The organism is Mycolicibacter sp. MU0102, from assembly GCF_963378105.1.
Lineage (GTDB): Bacteria > Actinomycetota > Actinomycetes > Mycobacteriales > Mycobacteriaceae > Mycobacterium > Mycobacterium holstebronense.
In genome coordinates this window covers 4,478,860-4,493,190 of sequence record NZ_OY726398.1, presented here as the reverse complement: position 1 = coordinate 4,493,190, position 14,331 = coordinate 4,478,860, and the positions used below count along the sequence as shown (strand labels likewise).

2 protein-coding genes are annotated in these 14,331 nt (G+C 71.3%); one reads left to right on the top strand and one right to left on the bottom strand.

The window, feature by feature from the left end:
- The first annotated feature begins 15 nt into the window (after positions 1-15).
- Entirely contained in the window at positions 16-13,515 is a 13,500-nt protein-coding gene (locus tag RCP37_RS21040) for a beta strand repeat-containing protein (RefSeq protein WP_308484858.1), read from the top strand.
- Between the two features lie 69 nt (positions 13,516-13,584).
- Here the strand turns inward: RCP37_RS21040 and RCP37_RS21035 are convergent, their stop codons facing one another.
- Positions 13,585-13,995 carry a GtrA family protein gene (locus tag RCP37_RS21035; RefSeq protein WP_308484857.1) on the bottom strand — a complete coding sequence of 137 codons (411 nt, stop codon included), beginning with the start codon at positions 13,993-13,995 and terminating at the stop codon, positions 13,585-13,587.
- Positions 13,996-14,331 lie beyond the last annotated feature (336 nt).

Genomic DNA, 14,331 nt, shown 5'->3' with positions numbered 1-14,331 from the left:
GGCTCGGGAACTGCAGTGAGCGCGTTTCTCGCGTTTGGTTTGGGGCCGCTAGCCGCGGCGCCCGCTGCGCACGCAGATATCGAAGACGTGTGGGTGGACCTGTTCGGTCAGGACCTCGGTTCGGCCGTCGCGGATCTCAGTGTCAACTGGGGCGACCAGGCGGCCTGGGGAGTCGTTCTGGACTCGGCCAGCTGGGACGGGGTCTTCGATTCTTGGGGCGACACCGCCACCTGGGATGCAGTGCTGGCTGATTTGAACCTCAGCGGTATCGGGGCGGCGGACTTCAGCTGGCCCGGTGCTGCGGACGCGTCCTTCAACTTCGGCGAGATCAACTGGCTGATGCCGTTCGGTAACGGCGCGGATGGCACGGCCGCTAACCCCGACGGCGGCGCCGGCGGTTGGATCTACGGAAGCGGCGGCGCGGGATGGGACGCCGATGGTTCCGGCGGCGTCTACGACGGCGGTGCGGGCGGTCAGGGTGGCTTGTTCGGCGGTAACGGTGGCCACGGCGGCGACGGGTTTGACACCGGTGCCGGTGGCGATGGTGGCGCCGCCGGCTGGTTCGGGTGGCTGAGCCACGGCGGCGATGGTGGTGACGGTGGAAGCGCGGTCACCGCGGGTGGCGACGGTGGTGCCGGTGGTGTCGGTGGCGACGCTGCGTTGTGGGCCCTGTTCAGTACCGCGGGGGCCGGCGGCACCGGCGGTGACGGTGCGGTCGGCGCGGCGGGGCTGGCTGGTGTGTTGGCCGGCGCCGATGGTGGCGCGGGTCAGAACGGTGGCGCCGGTGGCAATGGTGGTGCCGGCGGCCGGGCCTCGAACTGGTTCGGTGAGGGCGGTAAGGGCGGATCCGGCGGCACGGGTGCCGCCGGTGGCGCCGGTGGTGACGGCGCCGACGGCGAGAACGGGACCGCGGGCAGCGTCGACGCGATCAGCGGCGGTAACGGTGGTGCCGGTGGTAACGGTGGTGCCGCAGGCAAGGCTGGCGCCGGTGGTGCCGGGGGCTTGTTTGCCGGCGCGGGCGCCGCGGGCACCGAAGGTGGCCAGGGCGTCGGCGCAGCCGGTGGCGATGGCGGTGTCGGTGGCGACGGCCACGACGGTGCCGACGGTGCCGACGGCGACGCAGCGCACGTCGACGGGTTCGCCGGCCAGGCCGGTGGTGCCGGTGGCAACGCGGGCCAGGGCGGCGTCGGTGGCCAAGGTGCCGGCGGGCAGGCGGCCAACGGCACCGGTGGTACCGCCGGTAGCGGTGGCCATGGTGGCAACGGTGGAGCGGGTTACACCGGCGCTGACGGCAGCGCGGCATCGCCCGATGGCGCGGCCGGCGGCAACGGTGGCGCGGGCGGTAACGGTGGCAAGGGCGGTCTAGAGGCCGACGGCGTCACGCGCGCTGCCGAAGGTGGCGGCGGTAACGGTGGTGCCGGCGCCCAGGGTGGTCGCGGTTATGACGCGCTCGGCGACGGGGCGGCGGCGGGCACGTCGGGTGGGAACGGTGGTGTGGGCGGCAATGGCGGTGTCGGCGGTACCGGCGCCACCACTGGAACCCATGGTGTAGGCGGTGTCGGCGGCGACGGCGGTTCCGGTACCGACGGCGCTCATGGTGCGGCGGGGGTCATGGGCACGGCGTCGACCATGAACGGCGGCGACGGCGGCAACGGTGGTACCGGTGGCAATGCCGGTGTCGGTGGCGCCGGTGGTGCCTCTGGTGGTGGCAACTTCGCCGCGTCGGGCTCCCACGGGTCGGCCGGTAAGGGCGGCGACGGCGGCGTCGGCGGCCACGGCTACGACGCGGCCACCGATCCCGGCGCGCTCGCAGGCACCGGCGGCGGCAACGGTGGCGCCGGCGGTAACGCCGGCCTCGGCGGTCTGGAAGCCGACGGATCGCGGGCGACCTCCGGCGTCGCCGCGGTCGGCGGCAACGGCGGCGACGGCAAGGACGGCGCTGACGGGATCAACGGCACCGCCAGCGACGTCGACGGCACCGCCGGTCAGGCGGGTGGCCGCGGCGGTAACGGCGGGCTGGGCGGCTTGCAGGCCGATGGCACCACGCGTGCTGCGACCGGACTCGGCGGCGACGGCGGCGCGGGCGGCAAGGGCGGTGCCGGCTATGACGCAGTCGGCGCCGGTGCGGCTCCGGGTACCGATGGCGGCGCCGGTGGCGCTGGCGGTAGCGGTGGCGTCGGCGGTACCGGCCTGGTCGCCGGTCTGCACGGTGTCGGCGGTGTCGGTGGCAATGGTGGCTCGGGTACCGATGGCGCCACTGGTGCGGTCGGTACAGCGGGAACTGCCGGTAGCCCCGATGGTGGTGCCGGTGGGCACGGTGGCAATGGTGGCAATGCCGGCGCGGGTGGTGCCGGTGGCGCCTCCGGTGGCGGCAACTTCGCCGCGTCGGGCAGCAACGGTGTGGCCGGTAAGGGCGGCAGCGGTGGTGCCGGTGGTGCCGGCTATGACGCTGCCGCCGATGGTGCGGCGGCGGCCGGGACGTCCGGCGGCAACGGTGGTGTCGGTGGTAACGCCGGCCTGGGCGGTGCTCAGGTCGGTGGCGGCAACGCTGCGAATGGCACGGCCGGTCTCGGTGGCAATGGCGGGCACGGCAAGAACGGCACGGCGGGCACGGCCGGGGATGCGGTCAACGTCAATGGAACCGCCGGGACGTCCGGTGGTAATGGTGGCAATGGCGGCCAGGGTGGTCTGCAGGCCGATGGCATCACCCATGCGGCGGCGGGCAAGGGCGGCAATGGCGGTGCCGGTGGCGTAGGTGGTGCCGGTTATGACGCGGTGACGGCTGGTGCGGCGGCGGGCACGTCCGGTGGCAACGGCGGCGCCGGTGGCAATGGTGGTGTGGCCGGTACCGGTTCGACGGCCGGCACCCAGGGCGCTGGTGGTGTCGGTGGCAAGGGCGGCTCGGGCACCGATGGCGCCAACGGCGCGGTCGGTACGGCTGGTAGCGCGCTGAACCCCGACGGTGGTGCCGGCGGCAATGGTGGCAATGGCGGTAACGCCGGTGCCGGTGGTACTGGTGGCTTCTCCGGTGGTGGCACGCAGGCTGCCGGTGGCGCGAACGGTGTGGCCGGTAAGGGCGGCAGCGGCGGTGTCGGTGGCGCCGGGTACGACGCCGCCTCCGATGGTGCGGCGGCGGCCGGTACCTCCGGTGGCAACGGCGGTATCGGTGGTAACGCCGGCCAGGGTGGTCTGCAGGTCGGCGGCGGTCGTGCCGCGGACGGTACCGCCGGTGTCGGCGGTAATGGTGGCTCGGGTAAGGCGGGCGCTGCCGGTACGGCGGGCACCGCGGGCAGCATCAACGGCACGGCCGGCACCTCCGGTGGTAACGGTGGTAACGGTGGCCAGGGTGGTCTGCAGGCCGATGGGACCACCCATGCGGCGGCGGGCAAGGGCGGCAACGGTGGTGCCGGTGGCGTAGGTGGTGCCGGTTATGACGCGGTGGCCGCTGGTGCGGCGGCGGGCACGTCCGGTGGCAACGGCGGCGCCGGTGGTAACGGTGGTGTGGCCGGTACGGGTTCGACGGCCGGCACCCAGGGCGCTGGTGGTGTCGGTGGCAAGGGCGGCTCGGGCACCGATGGCGCCAACGGCGCGGTCGGTACGGCTGGTAGCGCGCTGAACCCCGACGGTGGTGCCGGCGGCAATGGTGGCAATGGTGGTAACGCAGGTGCTGGTGGCGCCGGTGGTTTCTCCGGTGGCGGGGTTCAGGCCGCGTCGGGCGGCAACGGTGTGGCCGGTAAGGGCGGCAGCGGCGGTGCCGGCGGTGCCGGGTATGACGCGGCCTCTGATGGTGCCGCCGCAGCTGGGACCGCCGGTGGCAAGGGCGGTGTCGGTGGTAACGCCGGTCTGGGTGGCCTGCAGGTCGGTGGCGGCCGGGCCGCGGACGGCGCGGCCGGCGTCGGCGGCAACGGTGGCGACGGCAAGGACGGGGTCGCGGGCACTGCCGGCGACGCCCTCAACGTCAACGGCACCGCTGGCACCGCGGGTGGTAACGGCGGCAACGGCGGCCTAGGTGGTCTGCAGGCCGATGGAGCCACGCGGGCGACGTCGGGCACTGGCGGTGACGGCGGCAAGGGTGGCGCCGGTGGCGCCGGCTATGACGCGCTCGGAGCGGGTGCCGCGGCCGGTACTTCCGGTGGCAATGGCGGCGTCGGCGGTAACGGCGGCGTCGGCGGTACCGGTTCGGTCGCCGGCGCCGACGGCGTCGGTGGTGTCGGTGGCCAGGGCGGTAGTGGCACCGACGGCGCTAACGGGGCGGTCGGCATGGCCGGCGACGCCGTCAACACCACGGGCGGTATCGGTGGCAACGGTGGCGACGGTGGTAACGCCGGTGCCGGTGGCGCGGGTGGTTTCGCGGCTGGTGGTAACGGTGCTCAGTCGGCCGGCGGCGGCAATGGCTCGGCCGGTAAGGGCGGCAGCGGTGGTGCCGGCGGCGCCGGGTATGACGCCGCCAGCGATGGCGGTGCGGCCGCAGGTACGGCCGGTGGCGATGGTGGTACCGGCGGTAACGCCGGCAAGGGTGGCCTAGAGGTCGGCGGCGGTAACGCAGCCGATGGCACCGCCGGTGTCGGTGGCAATGGTGGCCACGGCAAGGACGGTGCCGCTGGCACTGCCGGTGATGCGCTCGACATCGACGGTGGCGCCGGCGGTGCTGGTGGTGCCGGCGGTAACGGCGGCCAGGGCGGACTACAAACCGATGGCCTCACCCGGGCCGCGGAGGGTGACGGCGGCAATGGTGGTGCCGGTGGCATCGGCGGTCAGGGCTTCAACGGCCTGGCAGGAGTCGACGGGGATCCCAACGGCGACCACGGTGGCGCGGGTGGCGCCGGTGGAACCGGCGGCGCGGGCGGAACCGGCAACGTCGGTGGCACCGGAGGTCAAGGCGGTGCCGGTGGTTCTGGCGGTAACGGCGGCGAAGGCTTCAGCGCCACCGGCGGCGACAACTCCGGTGGTAACGGTGGCAATGCCGGAGCCGGTGGTCAGGGCGGGGCCGGTGGTGCCGGTGGTAGCGGTGGTGTCGTCAACGGCAATGGTGGTACCGGTGGTAGCGGCGGCAACGCAGGAACGGCCGGCGCGGGCGGTGACGGCGCCGGCGGCGGTGGCGGTGACACCGCGGGTGCCGGCGGTAGCGGTGGTAACGGCGCCGCTGGTGGTGCGGCCGGTGCTGGCGGTGCGGCCGGTACGGGTGCGGGAACGGCCGGTACCGGCGGTGCGGCTGGCACGTCGGGCGCGACCAGCGACGGCGGCAACGGCGGCAAGGGTGGCGACGGCGATGGTGTCGGCAGCGACGGGCTGCTCGGCCAAGCCGGTGGTATCGGCGGTACCGGTGGCATCGGTGGTGCGGCTGTAAATGGCGGCGCGGCCGGTAAGGGCGGCGACGGCGGTGCCGGCGGTACCGGTGCCGGCATCGGCGCCGGCGCGGTCGGCGGGTCCGGTGGCCTCGGCGGCAGCGGCGCCCTGAGCGCCGGCACGGATGCCGGCTTCGGCGGTGCCGGCGGTGGTGGTGGCGGTGGTGCCTATGTGGGCGGCACCAACGGCGGCACCGCTACCGGTACTGCGACCGGCGGTAAGGGCGGCGACGGTGGCGCCGGTAGCACCACCGCGGCCGGCGGCCACGGCGGTACTGGTGGCGGCGCGACCATCCACGCCGACGGCCTGGGCAGCGACATCACCGACGGCACTGTCACCGGCGGCGACGGCGGCAATGGTGGTCTCAACGGTGTGGTCGGCGGCGACGGCGCCAGCAACTCGCTGATCGCTACCGACGGCGGCTCCATCGAAAACACCACGGTGGCCAGCGGACAAGACAGCGACAACGCCCTTGGCGGCGGCGCCTCGCTGCTGGTCACCAACGGTGGCAGTGTCGCTGGCAGCACGGTGACCGGTGGCAACGCCGGTGACGGCTTCGACGGCGGCGCGGCGGCCATTGCTGTTGACGGCGCGGACAGCGCGGTCATCAACGCCACGGTCACTGGTGGTAACGGTGGTTCGGGCGGTGCCGGCGGCAGCGCCAACGTGACTGCGACGGACGGCGCCGTGATCGACACGGTCTTGGCGACCGGCGGCAACGCCAGCGACAGTGCGGCCGGTGGTGCAGCGGTCATCACCGCTGACGGGACCGGTAGCAGCGTCACGGACAGCTCGGCCACCGGCGGCAATGCCGGGATCGGTGACGCCAACGGCGGTACCGGTGGTGTCGGTGGTAGCGCGACGGTCGAGGCCAACTCGGGTGGCATGGTTGACAAGGTCACTGTCGCCGGTGGTACCGGTGGTGCTGGCGAGACCGGCGGCACGGGTGGTGCCGGCGGTGTCGGGTATGCGAGCGCTGAGCAGGGCGGCTTCGTTCATGACGCGACGGCCACCGGGGCTAGTGGCGGCACCGGTAGCGATGGCGGCGTAGGCGGTGTCGGTGGCGGCGGCGCCGTGTATGCCGGTCTGGAGGGCTACGGGACCGGCGGCGATGCCTCCGGCACGGCGATCGGCGGGGTCGGTGGCAGTGCCGAGGGTGCGGGCAGTGTCGGTGGTGCCGGTGGCACGGGCGGTATTCAGGCGGCTTGGAGTGATGGGCAGCCCGGTGGTTTGGGCGGCAATGGTGGTACCGCGTCTGGCACTGCGACTGGCGGTGCCGGTGGTAATGCGACTGGTGGCGGTACCGGTGGCATTGCCCGCAACGGTTCCGTCATCGCGGGCGGTGCCGGCGCAGAAGCCTCCGGTATCGCGGTCGGTGGCTCGGGTGGGGATGGCCTCGCCGGTGGCACCGGTGGCAACGGCATCGGTGGTCAGGTGTCGGCGCTGGCTGACGGTGCCAAGGCTGACGGCGAAGCCTACGGTGGCAGCGGCGGCGACGGCGTCGGTGCGGGCGGCAAGGGCGGCGACGGTGGGTTGGGTTGGGTCCGGGCACTGGGCGAGAACTCCACAATCACTGATGGTCAATCAAACGGTGGCGATGGCGGTACGGGTAGCGATGGGCTGACCGGCGGTAATGGCGGCCAGGCCTATGTGCAGGCCAATTCGGCTAACAGCACCAGCACCGACAGTTCGGCGACCGGTGGACGTGGCGGCGACAGTGCTGATGGCGTCAATGGCGGCAATGGCGGGCGCGCGACGAACTTCGTCGGAGGTGACGGCGGCAACCCGGGCACTGGTAGTGACCACGTCACGGATAGTCACGTCACTGGCGGCGCCGGTGCTGCCGGCAGTGCTGGCGGAACGGCCGGGATCACTACCAGAAACGGCGGCACGGTGACCGATACCGTGCTTGTCGGTGCCGATGGCCAGACGGGTTATGGCGCGGGTGGTGCGGCGACGGTCACGGCCGACGGTGGTCAAGTTGAGAACAGCACGCTGGCCGGCGGCGCGGGCGGTGCCGGAAGTGCCGGAGGCGGCGCCGGCGGCAGGGGTGGTGCTGCCACCATCACGGCGAACACGGGCGGCACGGTGTCCGACGCTGACGTCACCGGTGGCGTGGGCGGTAGCGGCGGCGACACCCTCAACGGCGGCGCGGGTGGCACTGGCGGGACGGGCGGTGCCGGTACCGTCACTGCCTCTAACGGTGGCAGCGCTACCGGTGTGGCCACCGGCGGCGTCGGCGGCGACGGTGGCGCGGGCGACGCCGGCGGCGCGGGCGGCAACGGCGCTACCGGCGCCATTGGCAGGCTCACGGCCGATGGTGGCACGGTCCACGGCACGGCCACCGGTGGTGCTGGCGGTGACGGCGGTGATGCCAGTGTCGACAAGGCCGGCGCTAACGGTGTTGCCGGGGGTGTCGGGGAGGTCAAGGCGTCAGCGGGCGGTAGTGCCAGCGGTACGGCGATCGGTGGTGCTGGTGGTACGGCCGGCGTGACGGGCAACACTGCCGGTAGCGGTGGTGCGGCGACGATCTCTGCTGACGGTGCGGCCAGCTCGGTGCAGGGTGGTACGGCCATCGGCGGTGCCGGTGGCAATGGCGGTGATGGCCGGGGCGCGGCCGGTGGTGCGGCGACCATTGAGGCGCGTAACGGTGGCACTGTCACCAACACGGACGGCACCACGGCTGTCGGTGGTGCCGGCGGCAGTAGCGGGCAAGGGGCTGCTGGCTTTGCCGGCGGTAACGGCGCGGCCGGCGGCAAGGCCACTATTACTGCTGACGGTGGCACGGCCAGCGGTGCGGCTTCCGGTGGTGTCGGGGGTGGCGGTGGCAATGCCAACACCGGCGGTGTCGGTGGTAACGGTGGTGTCGGCGGTGCTGGCAGCATCACGGCCACGGGTGGGACGGCCGGTGGCTCGGCGTCCGGTGGTGCCGGTGGTACCGGTGGTGACGCCAGTGTCGACAAGGCTGGCAGTACCGGTGGTGCGGGCGCAGCTGCGACTGTCACGTCAGCGGACACCAGCACCGCTACCGGTACGGCGATCGGTGGTGCGGGTGCTATGGGCGGCCTGACTGGCAGCTCTGTCGGTGCTGGTGGTGCGGCCGCCATCTCTGCAGACGGCAATAGCACCGTGCTGGGTGGTACCGCGACCGGCGGCGACGGCGGTACCGGTGGCAATGGTGTCAAGGGCCAAAACGGTGGTGCTGCGTTCATTGAGGCGCACAACGGTGGCACCGTAACCAGCGCCACCACGGCTACCGGCGGTAATGGTGGTAGCGGCGGCGAGGCCATCGGTGGCAAGGCCGGTGGTGCCGGTGGTCTGGCCGGTAACGCCTCTGTGATTGCTGACGGTGGTACGGCCAGTGGTGCGGCTACCGGTGGTGCTGGTGGTGACGGCGGCGACGCCACCACGGCTTTCAACGGTGGCGCCGGTGGTGCTGGGGCAGATGGCCGGATCACGGCTAACGGTGGGACCGCCGGTGGTGCGGCTACTGGTGGTCGCGGTGGCGATGGCGGTGAGGCGTCGTTGGTTAAGGCCGGCGGGGTCGGTGGCAAGGGCGGCGCCGCGACGGTGACGGCTTCGGACACCAGCTCAGCGTCGGGTACGGCCATCGGTGGCGCCGGGGCGACGGGTGGTTTGGCTACCGCCGCCGCTGGAAATGGTGGTGCGGCGACGGTCTCGGCTGATGGTGCGAGCACTGTGGCGGGCGGGACCGCGACCGGTGGTGCTGGCGGCGTCGTCGGCAATATCGGCGCCACCGCTAACGGTGGTATCGGAGGAAACGGTGGTGCCGCCTCGATCGAGGCGCACAACGGTGGCACCGTGACCAACACCGTCGACGTCAATGGTGATGACACCACTTCGGCTACCGGCGGCACGGGTGGTAACGGCGGTGACGGCTTCAGCACCAACAGGATCGGTGGTGCCGGCGGAGTCGGTGGTGCCGCGACGGTGGTCGCCGACGGCGGCACAGCCGGTGGCGCGGCCACCGGTGGTGACGGCGGTAACGGCTCTAACGCCACTGCTGCCGCGAATGGTGCGGCGGGCGCGGCCGGCAGCACCGGCACGATCAGCGCCACCGATGGTGGCGTGATCAGCAATGGCATCGCCACTGCTGGTGACAGTGTCAACGGTGTGGCCGGCGGGGCAGCTGACGTCACCGCTGATGGCTTGGGGTCCACCGTGGCGGGCAGTTCCGCGGTTGGCGGCATTGCGGGCAGCGGCGGTATCGGCTCCACCGGTGGTAACGCCACTGTGACCGCTCAGCAGGGTGGTGCGGTTACCAACGGCCACGCGATTGGTGGTGATGGTGGCTCCGGCGATGCCAATGGCGGTATCGGTGGTGCTGGTGGTGCGGCGCGGGTGATGGCTGGCGGTGCTCAGACCACGGCGGAGGGCACTGCCCGCGGCGGTGATGGCGGTGCTGGTACGGCCGGTGGCAAGGCGGGTGCCGGTGGTAATGCCTTTGTTGACGCCGGGATCACCGATGCGGGTGTGATCGTCGGCAACGATGACCACGCCTCGGGTAATGCCACCGGTGGTGTCGGTGGTGCCGCGGATGGCACTGGCAGCACCGGCGGCACGGGTGGTGTCGCTATCGTCCGGGCCCCGGATGGCACGGTGGGTATTGCCGGTGACCCGGACCAGGTGCACGCCATCGGCGGTGCCGGTGGTGCAGGCGAGAACGGTGGCCATGGCGGTAATGGCAACAATGCATACGCCTTCGTCGGCAACGGCGGCACGGTCGGTGACGCGAATGTGGACACGGTGGTCCAGGGTGGTGCCGGTGGTGCTGGTTTCGATGGCGGTACCGGTGGTAACGGCAGCTACGCGCAGGTCACCGCGGGCCAGGACGGAACTGCCTACGGCTCGGCCACTGCCGGTAACGGTGGTACGGGAACCGGTGTGGGCAGCACGGGTGGTAACGGTGGCAGCGCCAACATCCAAGGGGCTTTCGCCAGTGGCGGCCTGGGTGGCAATGGTGGTACCGCGCAGGGTGTGGCGACCGGTGGTGCCGGTGGTAACGCGGTCGGGGCTGGCAGCACGGGTGGTGTCGGCAATACCGGCAGCGTCGTCGCTGGTGGCGCTGGTGCGCAGGCCAGTGGTACTGCCCACGGCGGTAACGGTGGTGACGGTATTGATGGCGGCACCGGCGGTCGGGGCTTTACCGGCCAGGTCGGGGCGCTCAATGAGGGCGCCACGGCTAACGGCACGGTGACCGCTGGTGATGGTGGTGATGGCACCGGTGCCGGGGCCCTGGGCGGTCAGGGTGGTTACACCTATGTTCAGGCCCTCGGTAAGGACTCATCGGTTACCGGCGTGACTGCTACCGGTGGTGACGGTGGTGCCGGGGTTCCTGGGGCCGCTGGCCGGGTGACCTCTGACACGGTGATCATCGCCCGGGGTGAGGGTGACACCATCACCAACAGCCAGGTCACCGGTGGTAACAGCGCCGGTACTCAGCAGGGTCCGGGGGCGCGGATCACCACGGATGGTGGTCATGTCGCTGACAGTTCGGTGACCGCTGGGGAGAGCACCGGTACCACGCTGGGTGGTTCGGGTGGCTTGACTGTGACCGGCGGCGGAAATGTCACCGACGCTCACCTCACCGGTGGTAACGCCGGTACGGGCACCGGGGCCGGTGGCGGTGCCACCGTCACGGTCACCGGCGGCACCGTCAACGGTCTTGATGTTGATGGCGGTAACGGTGGTGTGAACGGTGCTGGTGGTTCGGCCACGGCGACCGTCTCCTCGGGCAGCTCCGTTTCGAACAGCTCTGTCACCGGTGGTGACGGCGGTGCCGGCGGAAGCGCGCTGGGTGGCAACGCATCACTGGTGGCCACTGACTCCAGCAACGTCGACAACAGCCACGTGACTGGTGGTGATGGTTCGGATAGTGCTGCCGGTGGTGCGGCCAACATCATGGCTGGCGGGACACTGCCGTCGGCGGCGGATAACGGGACGGCGGATCGGTTGGGTGGCGACGTCACCAATGTGACCGTGACCGGTGGTAACGCCGGCGTCGGTGACGGCAACGGTGGTACGGGTGGCGCTGGCGGGTATGCGTCGGTGGCCTCGCAATTGGATGGCAGCGTCCACGACGCGCAGGCCATCGGTGGCAACGGCGGTGACGGGTTCGACGGCGGCAAGGGTGGCGCCGGCGGTTACTCGGAGCTGTGGACCATCTACCAGACCAACGACCACACTGCCCACCTTGGTGGGGATGTGACGGGTAAGGCGTTGGCCGGTGTTGGCGGTGACGGAACCGGCGGCGGCAGTGTGGGTGGTCTGGGCGGTTCGGCCCGTATCGCTACCGGCTCGTACTACCAAGACGGTGGTTCGGCTGCCGGCACCATCTACGGCGGTACGGGCGGTAACGCCACCGCGGACAACTCGGGTCACGGTGGGATCGGTGGAAATGCTTCCGGTGGACGGATTTACGCCGCCGGTGACGGTGCCACCGTGGACGCGGACACTGTTGTCACCGGCGGTAACGGTGGTGACGGTCTCGATGGCGGCAAGGGCGGTAGTTACACCTTCTACGCGCAGGTGGGCGCCTTCGGTGCAGATGCTCACGCCGGCGGTCAAGCCACCAACGGCAACGGTGGCGACGGTGTTGGCTACGGCAGCACCGGTGGTATCGGCGGTGACGCTCAGATCCGTGCTGACATGCAAAGCGGTGGCGGTGGCACCGTCACCGGTACGGCCCACGGTGGCAACGGCGGTACGGGTACCACCGAAAGCGGCGTCGGCCACACCGGTGGTGCCGGTGGTACCGGCCGGATCAGCTCCGGTGGCTACGGCGGCAGCATCACCAACGGGTCGGCGACCGGTGGTAACGGCGGCGACAGTGCCAATGGCGTCAACGGTGGTGCCGGTGGTGAGGGCCGGATCGGCCACACCAGCAATGGCTCTGACCCGGCGGATGCAGGCATCAACATCTACAACAGCAGTGCTACCGGCGGCGACGGTGCGGCCGGCGCAGCAGGCGGCAGCGGTCTGGTGCAGGCCACCTATGGCGGCTTGATCTCCGGCAGTCGCGCCACTGGAACCGACGCTGGAGCAGGCGTCAGCGGCGGCAGTGCTGCTATCACCGCTGACGGTGCGAACAGCACCATTGCTGGTGTGACCGCCCAAGCGGGGGAGGTGGGAGCCGATGGCGGCGCTGGAAACGCCACGGCCACTGCGTCCAGCGGCGGTTGGATCACCGAGAGTTCGGTAACCGGCGGCAGCGGCAGCGCTACCGCGGACGGTGGCGACGCCGCCATCGCCGCCACCGATGGGGCCAAGATCCACGATGTCGAGGTCGTCGGCGGTGACGGTGGCAGTGCAGCCAACGGCGGCCAGGGTGGCGCCGGTGGTGAAGCGGTTGCTTCGGCTACCGGCACCGACTCGATGATCACCACCGCACAAGCCCTCGGCGGCGAAGGCGGTACCGGCGACAACGGCATCGGCGGTGACGGTGGCGCGGGCTACCTGGTGGTCGACAACCCGGGCGGATCGATCGGCTACCGCGGCTACGACGCGATCGCCCAGGGCGGCCGCGGCGGCGACGGCACCGACGGTGGCACCGGTGGCAAGGGCAGCTGGGGTGAGTTGGAGTCCGGTGACGCCTCGGCGACCAGCGCTGTCGGCGGTATCAGCTACGGCCACTCCACCGGTGGTGCCGGCGGAAACGCGACCGGCGCCAACAGCCAGGGCGGTGACGGCGGTAGTTCGGTCATCCAGAGCTCCAAGCTGACCAACGGCGGGCTTGGCGGTGGACCGGGAGGCATGTCCAGCGGCACGTCCACCGGCGGTGCCGGCGGTGACGCTACGGGTGCGAACAGCCAGGGCGGCGACGGCGGCAAGGCGAGCATCGTCACCGGTGGTGACATCGGCAACGTCGCCGACGGAACGTCTGTGGGTGGTCGTGGCGGCGATGGCATCGACGGCGGCGAAGGTGGCGACGGTGGCCAGGCCCGGCTGGGTGCCTACGGCAACGACGGAGCCGGTACCGCATCGACGGTCACTGATTCCAGCTCCACCGGCGGCAACGGCGGTAGCGGAACCGGAAGTGGCTACGTCGGCGGGAACGGCGAAGACACCAACCTGGTGATCCAATACGGTGACCAGGTGTCCGGTGTGGACGCTCCCGGGGTGAACGGGGCGAACCAGCCGGGGATATAGCCGCGGCATCACGTGAGAAGGGCCCCGGTCGGGCCGCCGAAAGGCGCTCCAACCGGGGCCCTTCTTTAGTCAGCCCGCCCGGAAGATCAGCGTCCGCTGCACCACGAAGTTGATCACGGTCGCGGTGCCCTGCGCCGCCACGAACGCCACCGGCAGCGCCCACCGCTGGTAATCCAGCAGCTCCAGCACCAGGTGGTTGATCCCCACCTGGGCCGCGAACGTCAGCGCATACAGCGCCATCACCGCGATGAACCGCCCGGCGTGCGCCGTGGACTGGAACGTCCACCGCCGGTTGATCAGGTACGCGGTGGTGGTGCCGGCGATGAAGCTGCCTGCCTTGGCGATGTCGACCGGCACGCCTGCCCCCAGGTACAGCACCAGGTATAGGCCGAAGTCCACCACCGCCGACAGTGCCCCGGTCAGCAGGAAACGCCACACCTGTGTCGACAGGCGCAAAGGACCGCTGCTCGTCTCATCCACCCGGGAAGCCTAATCAGGGCCCGGGAGCGGGATCCTGCCGGTCTCAGGCCCACCGGCGCCGCGGCGCGCTGTGTGACGAAGTGAGCAGGCGCTGTTCCCGTCAGTCTGATAAAAAGCACAGCCGGCGCCTCGGGGCAACGGATCCGGTCGGCCAGCTCCGGGTTGATGGCCGGGAGAGCCTCACTACCTGGGGCGGGGTTCTGCAGCTCAATTGCTGGTCAGGTGACTTGCCTAAAAAATTTCTCAGCAATTATGTGCATACGTTTGCCGGCCCATCACACTTCTGTTAGCTTAACGCTGGCTAAGTTACTTACGTCGTCGTCAACTGTGACCAGT